At 54.3% G+C, this 19977-nt stretch carries 13 protein-coding genes; 7 read left to right on the forward strand and 6 right to left on the reverse strand.

Going from position 1 to position 19977, the window contains the following annotated elements; genetic code table 11:
• Window positions 1-57 precede the first annotated feature (57 nt).
• From map to MFFC18_RS05145, 3 genes are all read left to right on the forward strand, one after another.
• On the forward strand, window positions 58-909 hold the full coding sequence (gene map / locus MFFC18_RS05135) for a type I methionyl aminopeptidase (protein WP_075081766.1): 852 nt from the start codon (window positions 58-60) through the stop codon (window positions 907-909).
• Between the two features lie 141 nt (window positions 910-1050).
• Entirely contained in the window at window positions 1051-1761 is a 711-nt protein-coding gene (gene trhA, locus MFFC18_RS05140) for a PAQR family membrane homeostasis protein TrhA (protein WP_075081765.1), read from the forward strand.
• Window positions 1762-1910: 149 nt separating this feature from the next.
• On the forward strand, window positions 1911-3809 hold the full coding sequence (locus MFFC18_RS05145; RefSeq protein ID WP_148618653.1) for an ankyrin repeat domain-containing protein: 1899 nt from the start codon (window positions 1911-1913) through the stop codon (window positions 3807-3809).
• A 156-nt stretch (window positions 3810-3965) separates the two neighbouring features.
• Here MFFC18_RS05145 and MFFC18_RS05150 read toward each other — a convergent pair whose 3' ends face one another.
• Both MFFC18_RS05150 and argS read right to left on the reverse strand, forming a co-directional pair.
• Entirely contained in the window at window positions 3966-5360 is a 1395-nt protein-coding gene (locus tag MFFC18_RS05150; protein ID WP_084416704.1) for a NupC/NupG family nucleoside CNT transporter, read from the reverse strand.
• Window positions 5361-5545: 185 nt separating this feature from the next.
• The gene (argS, locus tag MFFC18_RS05155; RefSeq protein ID WP_075081763.1) at window positions 5546-7504 is read right to left on the reverse strand and encodes an arginine--tRNA ligase; all 1959 of its coding nucleotides are present in this window, start codon (window positions 7502-7504) and stop codon (window positions 5546-5548) included.
• Window positions 7505-7658: 154 nt separating this feature from the next.
• Between argS and MFFC18_RS05160 the strand changes: the two genes are divergently transcribed.
• Window positions 7659-9515, forward strand: coding sequence for a hypothetical protein (locus MFFC18_RS05160; RefSeq protein WP_148618654.1), 1857 nt, complete (start codon window positions 7659-7661; stop codon window positions 9513-9515).
• 207 nt (window positions 9516-9722) lie between these two features.
• Here the strand turns inward: MFFC18_RS05160 and MFFC18_RS05165 are convergent, their stop codons facing one another.
• Together MFFC18_RS05165 and MFFC18_RS05170 are read right to left on the reverse strand one after the other, a co-directional pair.
• Window positions 9723-10919, reverse strand: coding sequence for a hypothetical protein (locus MFFC18_RS05165; protein ID WP_168211070.1), 1197 nt, complete (start codon window positions 10917-10919; stop codon window positions 9723-9725).
• A gap of 241 nt (window positions 10920-11160) precedes the next feature.
• Complete coding sequence (locus tag MFFC18_RS05170) at window positions 11161-11967, reverse strand: undecaprenyl-diphosphate phosphatase (RefSeq protein ID WP_075081760.1); 807 nt, start codon at window positions 11965-11967, stop codon at window positions 11161-11163.
• A 214-nt stretch (window positions 11968-12181) separates the two neighbouring features.
• Here MFFC18_RS05170 and leuC point away from each other — a divergent pair, with 214 nt between their 5' ends.
• Window positions 12182-13582 (forward strand): 3-isopropylmalate dehydratase large subunit, encoded by a 1401-nt coding sequence (leuC, locus tag MFFC18_RS05175; protein ID WP_075081970.1) that lies wholly within the window; start codon window positions 12182-12184, stop codon window positions 13580-13582.
• Window positions 13583-13689: 107 nt separating this feature from the next.
• Here the strand turns inward: leuC and MFFC18_RS05180 are convergent, their stop codons facing one another.
• A complete protein-coding gene (locus tag MFFC18_RS05180; protein ID WP_084416736.1) occupies window positions 13690-14730 on the reverse strand; it encodes a DUF4344 domain-containing metallopeptidase in 1041 nt (346 codons plus the stop codon).
• A 231-nt stretch (window positions 14731-14961) separates the two neighbouring features.
• Between MFFC18_RS05180 and MFFC18_RS05185 the strand changes: the two genes are divergently transcribed.
• Both MFFC18_RS05185 and MFFC18_RS05190 read left to right on the forward strand, forming a co-directional pair.
• On the forward strand, window positions 14962-16746 hold the full coding sequence (locus MFFC18_RS05185; RefSeq protein WP_075081758.1) for an aspartate kinase: 1785 nt from the start codon (window positions 14962-14964) through the stop codon (window positions 16744-16746).
• 136 nt (window positions 16747-16882) lie between these two features.
• A complete protein-coding gene (locus MFFC18_RS05190; protein WP_075081757.1) occupies window positions 16883-18055 on the forward strand; it encodes an acetyl-CoA C-acetyltransferase in 1173 nt (390 codons plus the stop codon).
• A 3-nt stretch (window positions 18056-18058) separates the two neighbouring features.
• Here MFFC18_RS05190 and MFFC18_RS05195 read toward each other — a convergent pair whose 3' ends face one another.
• Entirely contained in the window at window positions 18059-19729 is a 1671-nt protein-coding gene (locus tag MFFC18_RS05195; RefSeq protein WP_075081756.1) for a formate--tetrahydrofolate ligase, read from the reverse strand.
• Window positions 19730-19977: the final 248 nt, after the last annotated feature.

The following is a 19977-nucleotide window of genomic DNA, read 5'->3' on the forward strand; positions in this document are numbered from 1 at the left end:
ACTCTCCCTCCGGGCGAAAGTGGCATTTTCAGACCGAAAACCGTAAGCCGAAAAACCATGTTCCGCTACGTTCTCCGCTCCAAACGCGAAATCAAAAAGATGCGTGCGGCCGGACTTGTTGTCTGGGAAGCTCATCAGTCTGCGGCTCGAATGATCGGACCCGGGGTCTCGACCGCCGAAATCAATCAGGTCTACATCGACGTGTTTGCTCGGCACGACGCCACGCCCCTGTTTCTCAACTACGGTGGAACCGAAGAGCGTCCGCCCTTCCCTGCCGAGATCTGTGCGTCGATCAATGACGAAGTCGTCCACGGGATTCCGTCTGCAGGTCGCGTCCTCGAAGAAGGCGACATCATCGCCGTCGATACGGGCTGTCGAGTCAACGGTTGGTGCGGCGACGCAGCGGTGACTCACGCAATCGGCGAAATTGATGACGAAGCCGCGAAGCTATTGCAGGTGACTCAGCAAACGCTCGACCTTGCCACCGACGCGATGGGTCGCTGCAGCAAGTGGTCGGAAGTCGCCAAAGAAATGGAAGACTTCGTCCATGCAGGCGGCTTTTCCGTTGTCGAAGAAATGGTCGGCCACGGCATCGGGAAGGAATTGCACGAACCGCCGCAGGTTCCGAACTATCTTTCTCCGTCACTGAAAGCCAGCGAAGATTTCGACCTCCGGCCTGGCCTGGTTCTGGCCGTCGAGCCAATGGTCAACGCGGGCGTCAAGGAAATCCTGGAAGAGGACGACGGTTGGACGATCGTAACGGGCGACGCCAAGCCCAGTGCTCATTTCGAGCACACGTTGGCCATCACCGCTGACGGCGTCAAGCGTCTGACAGGCCCGCCGAACGACGAAGAACTTTCGTCGATGCCGGAGTGGCTTCACGATTCAAGCAAATGGCTGATTTGGTAAACCCTTTTGATTCGTCGCTTGTTGGCAAGTGCGGCCTGTGAGCGGCGGCATGGGTTTACAGCCAGTGACCGGGTGGCATAGGCTTCCAGCCTGTGATCGTAGTTCAAACACGAATTCGTTCCCGCAACGAGAGCTTCATCGATGGACGAATGGTATTCGATTAGCGGATTCAATGATCCGATGAGCAGCCTGTCTCATCTGGTGGGGCTGGTTCTGTTCGCCGCCTTCTCGATCTTTCTTGTGATCTCTGCCTGGCATTCGCGTTCAAAGCTGTTGTTCAGTTTGCAATTCATTGCCGCCACGCTTTTCATGCTGTCGATGAGCTTCGTCTATCACATGATGGCGATTGGCAGCACGGCCCGAGAAGTCATGTTGCGGTTGGACGTTGCATCCATCTTCATTTTGATCGCCAGCACTTTCACCGTCATTCACGGCATGCTGTTCGTTGGCCGCAAACGCTGGATGATTCCGACTGCGTTGTGGTCGATTGTGATTGTTGGCGTGACACTTCGCACCATTTTCTTCCACAGTATTCCATCCGTTGTCGGTGACGGGATCTTTTTGCTGATGGGTTGGCTGGGCGCGGCGTCATCGTGGCTGTTGTGGAAAGAATTCGGTTTCGAGGGCATCAAGCTGGTCGTCATCGGCGGCCTGTTCTACACGGTCGGAGCGTTGATCAATGCTACTGGCCAGCCAGTTTTCATCCAGAAAGTCTGGGGCCCGCACGAGACATTTCATTTGCTGGTCCTTGCCGGACTGGGAACCCATTGGGCTTTCGTTTGGTCGATCGCAGACGGTTCGTTTCAGAGAAACGTGGTCAAGGCTTCCAGACGTAATCGTTTGAATGGCTAAGTCAGTCTTGAGCCTTCGAAACTGAATGTTTGCGGAAGATAATATTTTTCCTGATGTGGAACGAAATCCACACTCTGGACGTCTCAGCTAGGCACTGTATGAGTTTGCCAAACAGTGCTTAAATCTCAACTGAGTTTTGGGTGATTGCCGTGAGTACTCGCAGTCTGCATTTGACATTGCTGATTCTGATACTGTTCGTGTCCGAGTTGCGAGCTCAAACTTGGCATCCATTTGAAGGTTCACCTCAGGAATTCCTACAAAAGGGACAACCTGAAGAGGCTTTGCGCATCATGATGTCGAATCCGAAGTGGATTTCACTTGGTGACTCGAGGGGGAGAACTCCTCTGCACTACGCTGCCAAGCTAAATTTGCCGGACGTGGCGAAGTGGCTGCTTGAAAACGGAGCAGACGTAAACGCAGCGGCGAAAAAGAATACATCTCTAACGTATTCGGGAACGCGTTCCAGAGTGCAAGAAATATTGAAAAGGCCATATGGTGAGACCGCCTTGATGTTCGCGCGAACGCGCGAGATGGCCAAGCTGCTACTGGACCGCGGTGCTGACATCAATGCAGTGAATGAACTTGGAGAAACACCTTTGTTCCTCACTCAATCTCCCGAAGTCGCGAAATATCTGATTGCCAATGTCTCCGATCTTGAACTGAAAGACAATTTCGGTCAGACAGCTCTGCAATCTGTTACCAAGTCGATTGAAAATGGCCGCTTTCGAGTCGACGAAGAAGACAGGAAGGCGTATTGGAGGAGGCGATCCGAGATCGCTTTTGAGTTGATCAAAGCTGGAGCGGAATGCGATATCGAATCAGCAATTTGCCTTGGTGATTTGGTACAGGTGAAACGAAAGTATCGGCCAGGACCCAACAATGAATATTCATTTGCTCTTAAGACAGCTGTTCGCGTAGGCCAAGTTGAAATTTTCAAGTATCTTCTTGCCGAAGAATCCATTGACTTCAACAAGCCTAAACTTGGCTATGATTCGCTTTTTCATCATGCACTTAAACACCCCGCGATCGTCAAGCTGTTTATCGAAAACGGTGCAGATGTGAATGCGACGCTTGGACTCTCCGGTGGCATGTCGGGAATGCACATTATCGGGCTTAAGGCGTTGGTCATCCACCATGCTGTCAACGTCTCCGCGCCGCCAGCGTCGATCAAGCTAATTCTTGATGCGGGAGCTGACCCGTTTGATCAATGTGAGTCTATCAACGGCTTAAGAGACGGTGAGAGCGACCTTGTTACTCCGATCGATGTCGCGTTTTGGCACAGCGCATTTGGTGATAACTCCGAAATTGTCCTTGCGTTGATTGGGCATGAGAAATTTCAGATTGATGAAAAGGGCCAACGGCAAGAGCTGTTTGATCGCTACCTGTTTCAGTGTTTTGGAATGGAAAAATCGACCGACCTTGTCAAGATCATGATCGACAAAGGCGCAAATCCTAAAGCACGTTTCAACGGCTTCTCGGCACTTCAGGCGAACTGGCTGTCGTATGAACTCATTGGCGGAAAGCGTGTCGCCGCGACCAATCAAAGTTGCTTTGACGTTGCCAACTTGCTGATCGAAAAAGGATTGAAGCAGGATTTGGAAACATCGGTCATGTTCGGCGACTTGCAAGCTGTTGAGAGATTGCTGGCCCAAGGAGAGAGGCTCAAAGACGACTGTCACTACAATGCAATCGGGATTTGCATCAAGGAACGCCGACCAGAGATGCTGCAATGCCTTCTTGAATCAGGCGTCAAAATCGAAGAAGGGCCGTTGGCTTGGGCTGCCGCGATGGGGCAAAGGCAAATAGTGGAAATGCTGTTGCAACATGGTGCGGACGTGAACGAACATGATCGGTTTTTCGGAACGCCATTGCACCGTGCGGTAAGAGTTGGCCATACCGATATTGTCAAACTGCTGCTTGAAAACGGAGCTGACCCGGAAGTGAAAGATGGGAAGGGGAAAACTGCCTTGCAGGTATGTGATGATCCCAAACGCCGAGTCGAGATTCAAACGATTTTCGAAACGTATGCGAATGAATCCAAAGATTGAACAATGGGTTGGTAAGTTTTGATGTTGCGGCTGGAGTTGAAATTCAGCTTGCGAACTTGTCACAGGCTTCATTGTCGAGGCGACCGCCAGAACAAGGTAACGGTTTCAATAGCTTGGGCGTTCGGATGCGGATCACAGGCTGGAAGCCTATGCCACCTACGAGAGCAGGCCGAACATCAGACCCGCCATGCAAGCCGTGATGCAGCACGCTAACATCCCGCCGAACATGGCGCGGAGGCCAAGCTGAGCCAAATCGCTGCGACGCTCGGGAGCCAGTGGGCCGATGCCGCCGATCTGAATGCCAATCGCGCCGAAATTGGAGAATCCGCACAGAGCGTAGGTCAGAATCACTCGGGTCCGCTCAGAAATTTCAACGACTTGCTCCTCGCCGTTGACCGGTAGCGTGAACTGTCCGTTGAGAATCGCGCTCAGGTCGAGGTAGGCCACAAACTCGTTGACCGCCATCTTCTTGCCCAGCAGCAAGCCGGAAACTTGACAGTCCTCCGGGCGAATGCCCATCACCCACGCCAGCGGATAGAACAGCGAACCAAGCAATCCGTTGAGCGACCACCGAATGTCGATGGCATTTTCGGCCGTTCGAGATTGGTTCATCAGCCATTCGATGCCCTCGCCGCTTCCGCGAAGAATCGCATCGATCATTGCCAGCAGAGCCAGAAACGCGATCAGCATCGCGGCAATGTTGATGGCCAGCTTCATGCCGTCGCTGGCTCCGATCGCCGCGGCTTCAATCACGTTCGATGCCGGACGTTCCATTTTCTCGGTGACTTCTTCGATGTCAGCGGTCTGTTCAGTCTCCGGCTGCATGATTTTCGCGATCACCAACGCCGCCGGAGCCGAAATGATTGAAGCCGTTAACAAGTGGCCCGCGCTTACGCCGAAGTTGACGAAGATCGCCATCAAGCTTCCGCTGATCGTCGAAAAACCGCCGACCATCAACGCATTCAGTTCACTACGCGTCATGCCTGCAACGTAAGGCTTCACGACGAGTGGGGCTTCGGTGTGACCGACCAGAACATTCGCTGCGGCCGCCATGCTTTCGGGGCCCGATGTGCCCAGCGTCTTGCCCATCACCCAGGCCATGCCGCGGATTAGCCATTGCATGATGCCGATGTGATACAGGATCGCCATCAGCGACGCGAAAAAGATCACGGTTGGCAAAACGCCAAAGGCAAACGTTTTCAAAACGACTTTGGGGTCCGTTGGGTTTCCTTCTGCGATCCCGTTCGCGTTGAAGACGAATCCCGATCCGGCTTCCACGAATTCCTGGATTGATTTGAACACGGAATCCAGTGCCGCGAACAGTATACCGTTCGGGTAAGCTCCTCCCATCGTCCAGTTTTGCGATTGGAAAAACAGAGCGGCAAGGACGAGTTGCAGCAGGATGCCGGATACAACCAGTCGCCAGTTGACTTTGGTTCGATGCGAGCTGACCAGCCATGCGATAAAGAGCATGACGAAGATGCCGAGCAGGCTGATGAAGTTAAGGTGCCAGGAAGAGTATTCGGCAAGAGTGGCAGAGTCGGTGGGCATGCAGAGGGCCTTTTTGAAGGTCAATTGTAGCAAAGGCTGCGGTCAGGTGGCATAGGCTTCCAGCCTGTGATCTGCACCTTTCGTAGCGATGTCTTCTAGCCGTCGCATACCTCAAAAACACCTTGATTGGAATCCGCACCACCATCTGTGCCAGCGCGATCACAGGCTGGAAGCCTATGCCACCGTTACATCTGTTCGATCACGCCGATGCCAAGCAACCCCAAGCCGCGTTCTACAGTTCGCGACATCAAATCGCAGAACTGAAGACGGCTTTGCTTCAGTGATTCGGTTTCCGCATCCTTTACGCTGCACTTTTCCAAAAACTGGAAAAACACTTGTGTCAGATCGAACAGGTAGCCACAAAGCAAGTTTGGTTTGTACTCGACAAGGACTTCGTCAATCGTTTCGCCAAAGCGAGCTAACTTCACCGCCAGCTCACGCTCGATATCCGTTGCGAACTCGAACGGAACTGGATTGGCTCGGACTTTCGCCATGTCCGCGCCGGTCTTGCGAATGATGCCTTGGACACGAGCGTAGCTAAACTGCAAATACGTGGCGGTGTTGCCACGCGTGGCCAACATTTTGTCGTAGCTGAACTTATAATCCGAGCCGCGGTTTTGAGACAAGTCGGCATACTTGAGTGCTCCAATACCCACCGTTGTGGCGATGTGTTTCTGTTGCTCTTCCGACAGATCAGGATTTTGCTCAACGGCGATCGCCAAAGCACGTGATTCGGCTTCATCTAAAAGCGATTCGAGGCCTACCGTGTCGCCAGAGCGAGTCTTGAACGGTTTTCCATCATCGCCCAACACGGTGCCAAAGCTGACGTGCGTCAGTTCGATGTCCTTGTAGCCCCACAGTCGCGCGGCGTCGAATAGTTTGTCAAAGTGCTCATGCTGACGATGGTCGACCACGCACAATGCAGCATCGGCGCCGAAGTGATCCACGCGGTATTTGATCGTCGCCAGGTCGGTCGTCGAATACAGAAAGGCACCGTCTTTCTTGCGGATAATCATTGGCGTTTCGTAATCGTCCATGAACACGCAAACCGCACCGTCGCTGGTGCGAGCGAACCCTTTGGCTTCGAAATCGGAAACGACATCACCAAGCATGTCGTGGTAGAAGCTCTCGCCAAGTTCGTGATCGTGTTCGATGTTTAGGCGACGATAGATCTTCCGCATATCCTCCCAGCAATACGGCAGGAACTCGGTCCACAGTTCCTTGTTCTCCTTGTCGCCTTCGTGAAGCTTTGCAGTCTCAAGCAGCACCTGCTGGCCAATTTCCGGGTGTGCGTTGGCGATGCCGATCAGATCGGGGTTGGATTCGATGGCATCGATTTTGGCTTTGAGTCCGTCGCCGGTTTCCTTTTGTGAGTCCAATCGCTTCGTGACCGCCGATAGCTCTTTCTTGATTTTTTTCGTTTCCGCTTTCTCTGTCGCCGCAGCCTGTTTTTCTTTCAGTGCAGCGACTTGTCCCGACAGTTCGATAATCTTGTCAGCCACGTCATCGACTTTGCCTTTCGCCGCGTGATAGTCCACCAGTTGACGCACGAACTTGTACAGTCGCCCCAGTTCGGTCACGGGGTCTTTCTCGTACGCCGCCGCGTCAAGAAAATGTTTGTAGCCGTAAATGATCATGCCGAACTGCGTGCCCCAGTCGCCGACATGATTGTCCGTAATGACTTTGTGGCCTGCGAAGCTCAGGATCTTCGAAATCGCATCGCCAATCACGGTGCTGCGGATATGACCGACATGCATCGGTTTGGCCACGTTGGGTGACGAAAAATCGACGACGTAGGTTTTCGGATCGGCGACTTTGCTCACACCCAAACGTTCATCAACGAGAGCAGCAGACAGGCTTCCTTTGAGCCACTCGTCGTCCAGTTTCAGATTGATAAATCCCGGTCCGGCGACGTCGACGTTGCTGCAAAGCCCATCAACAGCCAGCTTTTCCACGATTTCGGTCGCCATATCACGCGGCGGCTTTCCCAACTTCTTTCCCAGGGGCATCGCGAGGTTGGCTTGATAGTCACCGAAGGTCGCGTCCTTTGCCGGGCGGATCATTCCGAGCAACTCTGTGGGATCGTCCACAAGCGAAACAAGTGCGTCGGCAAAACGGGTTCGGATTTCGGCGAGAGCGTTCATGAAGATTGAAAATGTTGGCAAAGGGGCAATGCTGGAGCGTCCAACGAATCGAAATCGGCGTTAGAATACGTTCGTCAGTCGTAAAATGGTCACAGAAAGTGGCTGTTTTCGCAATCCGACAACGGAAGACAAATTCAGAGGATATATGTTCGGAATGTTCAAGAGCATTGCTTTTTCGCTATCGTTCGCAGTCGTTTGTGTGACGTCAATTTTCTCATCCGCGGCGGCTGGTGAGAATTCTGTTTCGGCCGGCGTCAATCACCCGCTTTCGATCGTCGAAGCCGATGTGCTGGTCGGCCGCAGGAAGCTGATCATGCGGCTGAAGTGCTATGCGGAAGATCTTGAACTGCTGCACGGCGTCGAACCTTACGAAGAAACGGGCAAATACGACAACACCGAGCTGCAGGAAGGCACCCAGGACCACGCCAAATATCTGCTTGAGAAAATCCTGATCATGGACGCCGAGGGAGAAGTCCTCGAAGGAGAAGTTACCGAAATCAGGCCGTTCGAAATACCGAAAGAAGGTATCCCGGCCGGGCAGCTGATGAACTACACGATCGGCTACATTTTCGAATACACGTACGAGGAGCCGCCTGAGTTTATCACGATGGAACAGCGGATGATTGCCGATGGAGCTCTGCTTCCCACGGAGCTGAAGTACATCGTGAAACAGTCTGGCGCTGACGTTTCATACGGTGGCAGCGGTAAAATCATGAAGCCTGCGATTCCGGAAACGTTCCAGTTTGACTGGGAGGGCGTGCCGGACAAAAACGATGACGTCGCGGTATGGGACAAGTGGCTGGAAGAGCAGCGCGAAAAGAACCTTGGCATTGAGAGCTACGGCAGCGTCTACAGTTTCTTTTACATCACCCGTCGTGAGGTTCGCCAGGAAATTCTGATTCCGATCGCCAGCCTGTCGACTTTCATTGACATCGAAAGCGAAGACGGCAGATTTCTTGAAATCGACGAACAGGACGCGCTCAAGCCCAAGATCGAAGCGTTGTTGTCAGCGGCCAATCCGGTCACCATTGACGCCAACGCGGTGCAACCCAAGTTTGACCGGATCGATTTCTATGGGCTGGATATTCGTGATTTTGCAATGCAAGCTGAACGTCGAAAAATCTCGATGGCCAACGGTCGAGTCGGTGTCATCATGAGCTACGATCCGGGCGGCGCGCCGGCTCATGTTTCGGTCACTTGGGACATGTTCAATTCTATCGTTCGCAGCGTGGACACCGTCGTGATCGCTTTGGGGACCGTGCGCCGAACGCAGTTTTCAAAGTTCCTCGAGAACAATACTTACACATGGTCCAACGCGGAACCGGTCAACGACGAAGCCATCGAAACTGTGCCCGCTGAATTTGATTTGCCGTTTTGGGAAGGTTTCCCGTGGCTCAGTTTGCTTCTGTTCGTCGGGGCGATCGTCACGTTTGCCAGCGGTCGTTTTCGGGATTCGAAAGCACAGCGTTTCACGATTGCGGGTGCGTTGACCGCGGCGGCGTTGTTGTGCGTACCGCTGGTGAAAGTCGACCTGTACGCTCCGTGGAGTCGTCGGATGCAAGTCTCGGAGCAAAAAGCTGACGAGGTGTTCGCGGCTTTGCATGCGAATCTGTTTCGCGCGTTTGACTATTCCAGCGAGAGCCGCATTTATGATGGTTTGGCGAAAAGCGTCGACGGCAAACTGCTTGGAGAACTTTACCTGCAACTGAATGACAGTTTGCGAATCAAGGAACAGGGCGGTGCCGTGGCCAACATCACGGAAGTGAATCTTTTGAAAGGCAAGCTGCGGGAAAATGGAAAGAGCTTTTCAACCGCCAAGCCCGGGTTCGTTTACCGTTGCAAGTGGAACCTTGTGGGCGACGTCGAGCATTGGGGGCACATTCATGAGCGTACGAACGTTTATGACGCGTCGTTTGATGTTCAGGCGATCGACAACCAGTGGAAGATCACGGCGATGAAGCTGGAAGATGTGCCGCAAGGGATCGTCAAACGCCGATTGCGCAAGTTTTAAAATAGGGCGAAGTCGAGCGAGCAATTGCGTATTCTTTCGCTCACACGTCGTGCTACAACGCTGGTGATAAAGGCAGGCTTTGCTTAGAGCCAGTTTCAAAACTGATCACTTGGCAGTGGCTGCGGCGTCTCGCCGCAGTATTTCTGGTATCAACTGCGGCGAGACGCCGCAGCCACAAGGTTTTGAAACTGCCTCTAAACAGCCTGGCTATTTGCGATTGAACTCGGACGGATCGTAAGGGTCGACGGCCGGGGATTCCACTTCGATGACTTCGTTTGCAGTTTGCTCCGCAGTCTCGACCGATTGCTGTTGCGGTTTCGGCTGTTCTGGCAATTCACTTTGTACTTCAGGCCGATCCTGAGAAGCCGCTGGGATAGGTGAAACATAAGATTCCTCAGCCAGCTGCATCAGCCATCTGGCCGGATCGGTGCTGACCGCGACAGACCATTTTTTCAATTCGAACACGAACGGATCGTTGGCGCTGAACGCAGCAGAACTCTGTTCGCCATGAGCCATCGTCGCCATGCTCAGCAACTTACTGGCCAACGGATTCGAGCGATCTACCTGTTCCATCACGAAATGTAGATTCTGTTGGCTCATGCGACGCGGAATCGTTTGCCCAAACGAACGTTTGCTCAACGGCATCGCCACGCTGCGAGAATCATGGCACTGAATGCAGTTCTCAATTAGCGTCGGCTCCAGGTGACGTTTGTAAAAGCTGACCGTGCCGTCGGCCATCATGCGTGTTTCGCGATCGAGTTGCCGGTTGTTAACCCAAGCCGGTTTGCTACGCCTGGTCAGCGGCTTGGGCGCCGGTGCAACGTCTTCCTCAAAGTCAACCAGTTCGACCTCGCTGGCAACGTCCGGGCCACGTTGAGGCATTGGCTCAAGCCTGCGGACGGGTCGGCCTTCTTCGTCAATCGGAGTAGACGGAATGGTCGGGACTGCTGCGAATTCTGGCTTTCTGCCCGTTTCGATTTCAGGCAAGCTGCGAATCTGCAGGGCTTCGATTTCTTTTTGTTTCGCCAGCAGGGCTTCTTTTTCGATACGTGTGAATACGAGTTCCAGCTCCTGAGCCATCCGTGTCAGATGGCTCGCCTGATCTTCGAGATTTTCAATTTTTGCGACCAGGTCAATTTGCTGCTGAGCTTCGTCCAGCAAATCATGCTTCAGGCACCAGCGAAACAGGCTGATGTGGCTGTTTGCATCCGTCGGATCCACGCGACTCCACTTGTCCCAGTAGATATCGCTGATCGAATCCGCGACGAAGTTCACCCGGTCGGCGCCAATGATGATTCGACTGCCGTTTTGCATTTCGACCGTGTAGCGATCGTCGTCGAGCGAAATGTTGCCTTCAATGGTTTGGCCGTTTGTCAGGACCAGCCATTGGTTTTGAGCGAACAAGCCCGAGCAGGCGCACAGCGTCGCGACAAACGCGAAAAGTGCGCAGCATAAGTGTAGTTTTGGATGCTTTACCGGGAACTGCATGCGTGGACCGTAGAGAAATCACGACCTCGGGTCAACGCGAGTTGCAACCGGCCAAGAATCCCGGAGTTTACGGGCTTGGGGCAGTCTCGCATTCGCCGCAGAATGCCTGGTCTCAGCAGATTTGAGCGCCGTTTCGGCAGAGGTTGACCGCAAAGTTTTAGCCGGAGAACGAATAGATTCCCGCCGCGATCGCGATCGCTCCGACCGCGAAGCAGTACCATGAGAACCAGCGCAAATTGGCGGCTTTCACCAGCGAAATCATCCACGTGCAAGCCAGTAAACCGGTGATGAACGCCGCGCTGAAGCCAACGATCAAAGAAACCGGATCAACGCCCGCACTCCACAACTCGCCATCGAGCAAATCCTTCGCCATCTTTCCAAAGATCAGCGGCACCACCATCAAAAAGGAAAACCGGGCGGCTTTCGAACGGTCGATGCCCAGCAGCACGCAAGTCGAAATCGTGGCGCCGGAGCGGGAGATGCCTGGCAGAATCGCGATCGCCTGCGAGATGCCGACGATGAGGGCGCTCACAAAACCAACCGACTTGTCCGTGTTCTTTGCGCGATCCGCCAGCAGCAGAAGCACGCCGGTCACCAGCAACATGCATCCGACCAGCAACATGTTCTTGGTGAACAGGTCGTCGATCTCCTCTTCGAACGCCATTCCAACGAAAGCCGCCGGGATCATCGAAAGGATGATCTTCAGAGTGAACTCCGAGTGCTCGTTGTACTTGAACTGGAAAAGTCCTTTGAGGATTTCGCCGACTTCTTTGCGGAAAACAACTACCGTGCTGATCGCGGTTGCAAAGTGCAGAACGACCGTCATCAGAATCGACGCTTCGCCGACGGCTTTGTCGCCAAGCAACGCTCGAACGATCTCGATGTGGCCGCTGCTACTGACAGGAAGGAATTCGGTCAGCCCTTGAACGATTCCGAGAACGGCGGCTTTAATGATTTCAGTCATCTAATTCAGGTCACGTCGGAGCGTTTGGGATCGACGGAGGGTTGGGGATCGAAACGGGGCAAAAGTTTGGCGAAGCGTACTTTGTTTGGGAGTGACTCGAAAGGGAAACTTCCAGAAAATCAAGCTTGGCTTTATGATAGCCGAACCAACAGGCATGTCTCGGCCAGACGTTGCCAAACCACCATTTGCCAAGAGAATCCCGACCGGAATCGTCATGATCGCCAAAACGCCACGCACTCTGTTCGAAAAAATCTGGGACCAGCACGTCGTGCACCACGAACCGGGCAAGCAAACGATGCTGTATATCGATTTGCATTTGGTCCACGAAGTCACCAGTCCGCAGGCGTTTGAAGGTCTCCGCGTTGCCGGCCGAAAAGTCCGTCGTCCCGATTTGACGGTTGCCACGGAAGACCACAACGTGCCGACGATCGATCGACATCTTCCAATTGTCGATCTGATTTCGCGTAAGCAGATTGATACGCTGCGGCAGAACTGCAAAGACTTCGGCGTACGACTTTACGACCTCGACAGCCCCAAACAGGGCATCGTCCACGTGATCGGCCCAGAGCTTGGATTGACTCAGCCCGGAATGACGATCGTCTGCGGCGACTCGCATACTTCGACGCACGGCGCGTTCGGAGCGTTGGCTTTCGGGATCGGAACCAGCGAAGTCGAACACGTGTTGGCAACGCAAACGTTGTTGCAGACTCGACCGAAAACGATGGAGGCTCGCTTCGACAATACGCTTGCTCCCGGAGTCACCAGTAAGGACCTGATTCTGTTTCTGATTGGACAGATTTCGACCTCCGGCGGAACAGGCTATGTGCTGGAGTACACCGGCGAGGCGATTCGTGCATTGTCGATGGAGCAGCGGATGACGATCTGCAATATGTCGATCGAAGGCGGAGCCCGAGCCGGATTGATCGCTCCTGACGAAACGACGATCGACTACATTCGCGGCAAAGAATTCGCACCCGCGGACTTCGATGTCGTCGCGGAAAAATGGCGGAAGCTGCCGACGGACGAAGGTGCGGCTTATGATCGCGTCGAGATTTTTGACGCGTCGAAGATTGCCCCACAAGTCACGTGGGGAACGAACCCGGGTCAGGTGATTGGCGTCGACGGCGTGGTGCCGAATCCGGCTGACTTCGATGATGCCGTCGTGGCCCAATCGGCACAGTTGGCGATCGAGTACATGAACCTCACGCCCGGTCAGAAGATCGTGGACATTGAAATCGATCGCGTGTTTATCGGTTCGTGTACGAATTCGCGAATCGAAGATCTTCGCGAAGCCGCAGCGACGATTGCGGGCCGCAAAGTTTCTGACAAAGTCGACGCGATGGTGGTGCCTGGCAGCGGGCAAGTCAAATTGCAGGCGGAAGCAGAAGGCCTGGACAAGGTGTTTCTCGAAGCCGGATTTGAATGGCGAGAGGCCGGTTGCAGCATGTGTCTGGCGATGAATCCAGACAAACTGGAGCCCGGTCAGCGATGTGCTTCGACGAGCAATCGTAACTTCGAGGGGCGTCAGGGACGCGGAGGATTGACGCATTTGGTCTCGCCGGCGATGGCGGCAGCGGCTGCGATCGAAGGCCATTTCGTGGACGTTCGGTCGTAGGAGTAGGCAAGTCTGTCCCAGACTTGTTCATGATGTGTCAGGCTGGGACAGCCTGACCTATTCAACACGCGATTTACTCAGCAGTTCAACCTACTCAACCGCCCAACCTACTTCTCACCCTGCGCGTTAAAACGCCTAACGTACTCATCGTAAACCGTGATCGTCCGGGCGGACCGATTCCATCCAGCTCCGCCATCACCGCTTGCGAATCGCAACGTGACTTGCGAATGCCAATCGAACGACCGCAAAACGGCCTCCAGCTCAGTCGCGAAATCTCCGCTCTCGAGCGCCGACGCAAACATTGAATCGTCTTCAATTGCCAACCGCGCTTCCTTGGACTTCATGCCGTCGTTCATCCAAAGCGGCTTCAGAATTCGACGCCACGAACGATGCAGTTCGCTTCCGTAATCCCTCGCCCCACGAAACTCCGATCCGGTCATCTCGACCAGGTCTGCCAGCGATCCGAAAGCTTCCGAATCGTACGCAATCGCAGTCGCCGCGATCTGATAGGCTCGGCGTGCATCTGAATTGTGTTCGCCTTTGACCGTCCATTCGTTGCGAGGCACCTCTTCCGCCTCAATCATCAACGAAGAAATCCTTGCTTTCAAAATGGACGAAGCCCTCGCCTTTGGCATTCGCGAAACGATGTAGTGCGTCGCAAACGTGTCCGCCAAAGTCTCCTCATTGCCAAGAACCGGCAAATCAAATTCGCGAACCAGAGCGTGACCAAGTTCGTGGACGACGACGTGAAACAGAACGTCTTTCGCGAACGGCGAGATCGTTCCGTCGCCGGCTGGCTCAGACTTGGATTCCCCGCCGCCTTCATGCGTACAGTTCACATGTTTGTAAGCTTCAATCGCCGCAAGGAAATCTGCTTCGGCAATTCCAAACTCTTTCGCAGTCGCCACGGCGAGTGACTTGCCGTCGTCGTGGTTCTTGCGGGCTGTTTTCAAAAAGCCAAACACTTTCGGTTCGTCGATGTGGAACTCGTGCATCAAAGCGTTCGACGCAATGTCCGACATGTGCTTCACGTTATTCAAATCGATTCTGCAAGCGATCGCCTCGCTCGACTTCGATTTTTGCGTGAGGCCGGTAGCGGCAAACAGAAAGCTGATGGCGATTGCCGCGCAGAAGATGACTCGATCCATCTGGTTTCCAATTCGTAAATTTGGCGTGTGAATGTTCTGAATTGTGGCCAAGACCGGACTGGGGTTCAACTGGGAAACCCCTATGGAGGCCGACAATGGAATTGATTCCATTCTTCGGGCAGCAAACTCGCACAATTCCACGATTGCATTGGGTTACGCGTACCGAAATCGGCTTGGCTCAATTATAAATGTCGCTTCGAATAAAGTTACCTTCTACCAACCACCACGAAAATGTCGTTAGTCGTACAAAAATTCGGCGGCACCAGCGTTGCCGACAGCGAAAAAATTCTTGCCGCAGCACGCAAAGCCGTACGGGCTCATCAACATGGCCATCAAGTCGTTATGGTCGTCAGTGCGATGGGTAAAAACACCGACACGCTGATTTCACTCGCCGCCGAGATCAACGAGAAACCGCCGGCTCGCGAAATGGATATGTTGCTGTCGACCGGCGAGCAAGTGAGCGTCGCGTTGATGGCGATGGCGATTGACTCGCTGGGTTACAAAGGCGTCAGCCTCACGGGTGCTCAGATCGGAATCAAAACCGATAGCTCTCACACAAAGGCTCGCATCCATTCGATTTCGACCGATCGCATGAAAGCGCTGCTCGATGAAGGCAACATTGTCATCGCGGCAGGTTTCCAGGGCATCGACGATCAATTCAACATCACCACGCTTGGCCGCGGCGGAAGCGACACAACAGCCGTCGCGCTCGCTGCAGTTCTGGGCGCGGACCAGTGCGAAATTTACACCGACGTCGACGGCATCTATACGACCGACCCGCGCGTTCTCCCGGAGGCATGCCTGGTGCCGCGAGTTTGTTACGACGAGATGTTGGAGCTCGCGAGCCTCGGCGCCGGGGTGATGCACAGTCGCTCGATCGAGTTCGGCAAGAAGTTCAACGTCCCAATCCACGTTCGCAGTAGCCTTAGCGACGGACCCGGCTCATTGATCGTCGACGACGCTGATACGGCCGGCATGGTTGTCAGTGGAGCCGCGTTGACTCGCGATGAAGCCATGGTTTCGGTGATGGATGTTCCCGACGTTCCCGGCACGATCCTGAAAATCTTCAAGCCGATCGCGGATCGCAAAATCACGGTCGACATGATCGTGCAAAACGTGAGCGACGATGATACGACCAGCATCAGCTTCACGGTTCCGCGTGGCGAAGCCGCCGAAGCGGTCTCTGTTATCAAAGACGTCGTGGCCGAGCTTGGTGGAACGCTGGCGCCGGTCAACGAAAACGTTTCGAAAGTTTCAGCCGTCGGTTTGGGGATGGCTCATGAAGCCGGCGTTGCCAATCGGATGTTTCGCGTGTTGGCGGACGCCGGAATCAACCTTGAAATTATCACGACCAGCGAAATCAAGATCTCGGTTCTGGTCGACCGAACGAATGCACTCGACGCGCTCCGCACCATCCATGGCGAGTTCTCACTGGACAAAATCGAGGCTCAGCCCAACGAAGTTCGACCATCTGAAACGGCAAAGCGAGACGTGAGCGCGTTGGACGTAATCGAACGCCTGCAAGTCATCGGGATGGAAGCGTTAACGATCGACGACATCGTGCTGGACAATACTCAGGCTCGCATCACGATTTGCAAAATTCCCAACCGTCCGGGGTTGGCGGCCAGCCTGTTTGAGCAGATTGCGGACAAGGGCGTTTTTGTCGACATGATCGTTCAGAGCTTCAACAACGAGCAGATCGCGGACATCACGTTCACGGTCAAGCGGGAACAGCTTCAGGACGCAGTCGCAGTCGCGGAAGAGGCCAGCAAGGAATATGGTTGCGAAAAGATCGACTTCAGAGAACGTATTTCCAAGCTATCCGTTTCCGGAATTGGCATGCGCAGCCACACCGGCGTTGCGATGGGATCGTTCGAAGCGTTGGCCGAAGCCGGTATCAATGTCGAGATGATCAGTACTTCCGAGGTGCGTGTGAATGTCGTGGTCGACGGTGACGACGGAGCCCGCGGGCTCGAGTGTCTGCAAACGCGATTCGCGGAAGAGCTCGAGTCGTAGCTGCTCAGTCGTTCGCGGCCTCGTCGAAATCAAAACATCTGACATAATGTAGGTGTGGAGGCAGTCGCAAATCCTGCGAATCGATTTCGAAGCGGTCCTCCAGATTTGAACGTTCAATTTTCAAACGTGGTGAACCATGGCCAGCAGTTATCTCATCAGCGGTGCTCGAACTCCGATCGGCAGTTTCCTTGGCGGATTAAGTTCGCTCCCGGCCCCGCAACTCGGCGGCATCGCCATCGAATCCGCCATGTCGAAAGCCCAAATCTCCGCGGACAGCGTCGACGAAGTCATCATGGGCAACGTGATCGGCGCCGGAGTCGGACAAGCTCCCGCGCGACAGGCGGCTCTCGCTGCCGGACTGCCGAACTCGATCGCAGCGCTGACCGTCAATAAAGTCTGCGGTTCGGGTTTGAAGGCTGTTATGCTGGCCGACCAGGCGATTCGTTGCGGTGACGCTTCCGTGATCGTCGCCGGCGGAATGGAGAACATGTCGGCGGCTCCGCATCTGGTCAAAAACCTTCGCGGCGGCTTGAAGCTTGGCGATGGAGCACTGGTCGACGCCATGGTCTATGACGGTCTGACTTGTTCTTTTGAAAACTGCCACATGGGAATGCACGCCGAACACATTGCCAAAAAATTCGACGTCACTCGCGAGCAGCAAGACGAGCTTTCGGCGACAAGCCAACAGCGAGCCTCTGCGGCGATCGAGGCCGGATTCTTCGACAACGAAATCGTTCCCGTCACGATCAAGCATCGCAAAGGAGACAAAGTCGTCGATCGGGACGAATGCGTTCGCGCCGACTCAACCGCCGAAGGGCTATCCAAGCTCCGCCCCGTCTTTGATCGCGAAGGTTCTGTCACCGCGGGCAATGCCTCGACGCTTTCCGATGGCGCCGCAGCGGTCGTTGTGGTCAGCGAAGAAGCCGCGGCAAGCGCCACCAGCAAATTTAGAATCGTCGCGAATTACACTTCCGGGACCGAGCCGAAAGATCTGTTTATCGCGCCGGTCGAAGCCATCCGCGGAGCCTTGAAGAAAGCCGACATGTCGCTCGACCAGGTCGACCTGTTCGAGATCAACGAAGCTTTCGCCAGCCAAATGTTGGCTTGCGTCAAAGAGCTTCAACTCGATATGAACAACGTCAACATTTGGGGCGGCGGAATTTCGCTCGGCCATCCCATCGGGGCCAGCGGAGCCCGCGTGCTGGTGACGCTGATGAGTGCTCTGAGGCAAACCGAAAAGAAAATCGGCGTCGCCAGTTTGTGCCTTGGCGGCGGGAACGCGGTCGCGATGGTGATCGAACGCTGCTAACGCTTATGACAAACCGGTGATCGTTCCGTCGTCCGAAATGTCGATATGCTCGGACGATGGAATTGACGGCAAGCCCGGCATTCTCAGCATTTCACCCGTGATCGGCACGACAAATTTGGCACCGGCATTGATTTCGATTTCGCGAACCGTGATTTCGAAACCCTGAGGCCTGCCCAGTTTTGACGGGTCATCGGAAAAGCTCTTTTGCGTTTTGGCGATGCAAACGGCGAAGTCTTCGAATCCCAGCTTTTTGATTTTGCGCAGGTCTTTTTTCGCCTGAGACGTGTATTCGACGCTGCCAGCCCCGTAGACTTTTGTGCACACCGTTTCGATTTTGTCTTCGATCGGTTGATTCCAGTCGTAGAGCGGCGAAAACGTTTTTTCGGTCGACTCGATTTTCGCAACGACGGCATGTGCCAGTTCCTCAGCACCAGCGCCTCCCTCACCCCACACGTTGGCGACAACGGCGTCGAAGCCCAGCTCTTCACAGCGTGCTTTGACGATGGCAAGTTCTTCATCGCTATCGGAAGTGAAGCGGTTGATGCCAACGACCGCGTCGAGGTTATACAGCCGTGTATTCTCCAGATGTTTCTCCAGGTTCACCAAACCCTTCCGCAGCGCGTCGGTGTCGGGCGTCGTCAGCTCTTTCAAGTCCGCGCCGCCGTGATACTTCAATGCCCGGATCGTCGCCACCATCACCATCAGTTTCGGAGCAAGTCCCGACGACGCGCACTTGATGTCGCAAAATTTCTCTGCGCCAAGATCGCTGCCGAATCCTGCCTCGGTCACCACATAGTCCGAAAGCGACAGCCCCATCCGTGTTGCGATGACGGTGTTGGTCCCCTGAGCAATGTTTGCGAACGGGCCACCATGAATGATCGCCGGCGTGCCCTCAATCGTCTGAACCAAATTGGGTTTGATCGCGTCTTTGAGCAGCGCAGCCATGGCGCCCTGAGCTTTGAGGTCACGAGCGAAAACTGGCTTTCGGTCGCGAGTCATGCCAATGAAAATGTTCCCCAGCCGTTGCTTGAGATCCGAAAGATCGTTTGACAGGCACAGGATCGCCATGATTTCGGATGCCGCAGTGATGTCGAATCCGGTCTCTCGCGGAACGCCGCCGGAGGTGCCGCCAAGTCCGACGACCACGTTTCGCAAGGCTCGATCGTTAACGTCAAAGACCCGTTTCCAGACGACGGTTCTTCCGTCAATGTTCAGCGACCGCTTTCGGTCTTGCAAGTTGTTATCGATCAGGGCGGCCAATAGATTGTGCGCTTTCTCGATTGCTGCAAAGTCACCGGTGAAGTGCAGGTTGATATCTTCCATCGGCAGGACTTGAGAATGTCCGCCGCCGGTAGCGCCGCCCTTGATGCCAAACACCGGGCCGAGCGATGGTTCGCGAAGCACGACTGTTGTCTGTTTGCCGATCCGGTTCATGCCCTGCGTCAGCCCGATCGACATCGTCGTTTTGCCTTCTCCGGGCGGCGTTGGCGAAATAGCAGAAACGAGGATCAGATTCGAAGCGGCCACTTTCTCTTCGTCGATCAGAGACAAAGGCAATTTTGCTTTGAAGCGACCGAAATACTCCAATTGCGTTTCAGGAATCGAAAGCTGGGAAGCGATTTCGACGATTGGCTTGAGTGTTGCTTCGCGGGCGATCTCGATATCGGTTGACATGCGCGGCTCTGAATGGGGAATGCTGACATCAAGAATGTAAAGATAACGGGCTGGCCGATGTTTACGAATCCGGCGTCAAAAATCCCTTAGGGGAAAGCGTCCTTCAATGGTGGTCAGACAATACGGAGAATCAGTAAGAATTGACACCATCGCTATGTGAATTTACCGCGCCTCCAACGCGAAAGAAGAATCCTTCTTTTGCGAGCTGTGTCGCGTTTTGCGACGGTAAAAGGCGTGGTTAAGGTTTC

This window comes from Mariniblastus fucicola, from assembly GCF_008087665.1.
Lineage (GTDB): Bacteria > Planctomycetota > Planctomycetia > Pirellulales > Pirellulaceae > Mariniblastus > Mariniblastus fucicola.

Excerpts from the sequence above, each read along its gene's own strand:
- map (WP_075081766.1), top strand. The coding sequence starts at position 58 with ATGTTCCGCTACGTTCTCCGCTCCAAACGCGAAATCAAAAAGATGCGT.
- trhA (WP_075081765.1), top strand. The coding sequence starts at position 1,051 with ATGGACGAATGGTATTCGATTAGCGGATTCAATGATCCGATGAGCAGC.
- MFFC18_RS05150 (WP_084416704.1), bottom strand. The coding sequence starts at position 5,360 with ATGCCCACCGACTCTGCCACTCTTGCCGAATACTCTTCCTGGCACCTT.
- argS (WP_075081763.1), bottom strand. The coding sequence starts at position 7,504 with ATGAACGCTCTCGCCGAAATCCGAACCCGTTTTGCCGACGCACTTGTT.
- MFFC18_RS05160 (WP_148618654.1), top strand. The coding sequence starts at position 7,659 with ATGTTCAAGAGCATTGCTTTTTCGCTATCGTTCGCAGTCGTTTGTGTG.
- MFFC18_RS05170 (WP_075081760.1), bottom strand. The coding sequence starts at position 11,967 with ATGACTGAAATCATTAAAGCCGCCGTTCTCGGAATCGTTCAAGGGCTG.
- leuC (WP_075081970.1), top strand. The coding sequence starts at position 12,182 with ATGATCGCCAAAACGCCACGCACTCTGTTCGAAAAAATCTGGGACCAG.
- MFFC18_RS05180 (WP_084416736.1), bottom strand. The coding sequence starts at position 14,730 with ATGGATCGAGTCATCTTCTGCGCGGCAATCGCCATCAGCTTTCTGTTT.
- MFFC18_RS05185 (WP_075081758.1), top strand. The coding sequence starts at position 14,962 with ATGTCGTTAGTCGTACAAAAATTCGGCGGCACCAGCGTTGCCGACAGC.
- MFFC18_RS05190 (WP_075081757.1), top strand. The coding sequence starts at position 16,883 with ATGGCCAGCAGTTATCTCATCAGCGGTGCTCGAACTCCGATCGGCAGT.
- MFFC18_RS05195 (WP_075081756.1), bottom strand. The coding sequence starts at position 19,729 with ATGTCAACCGATATCGAGATCGCCCGCGAAGCAACACTCAAGCCAATC.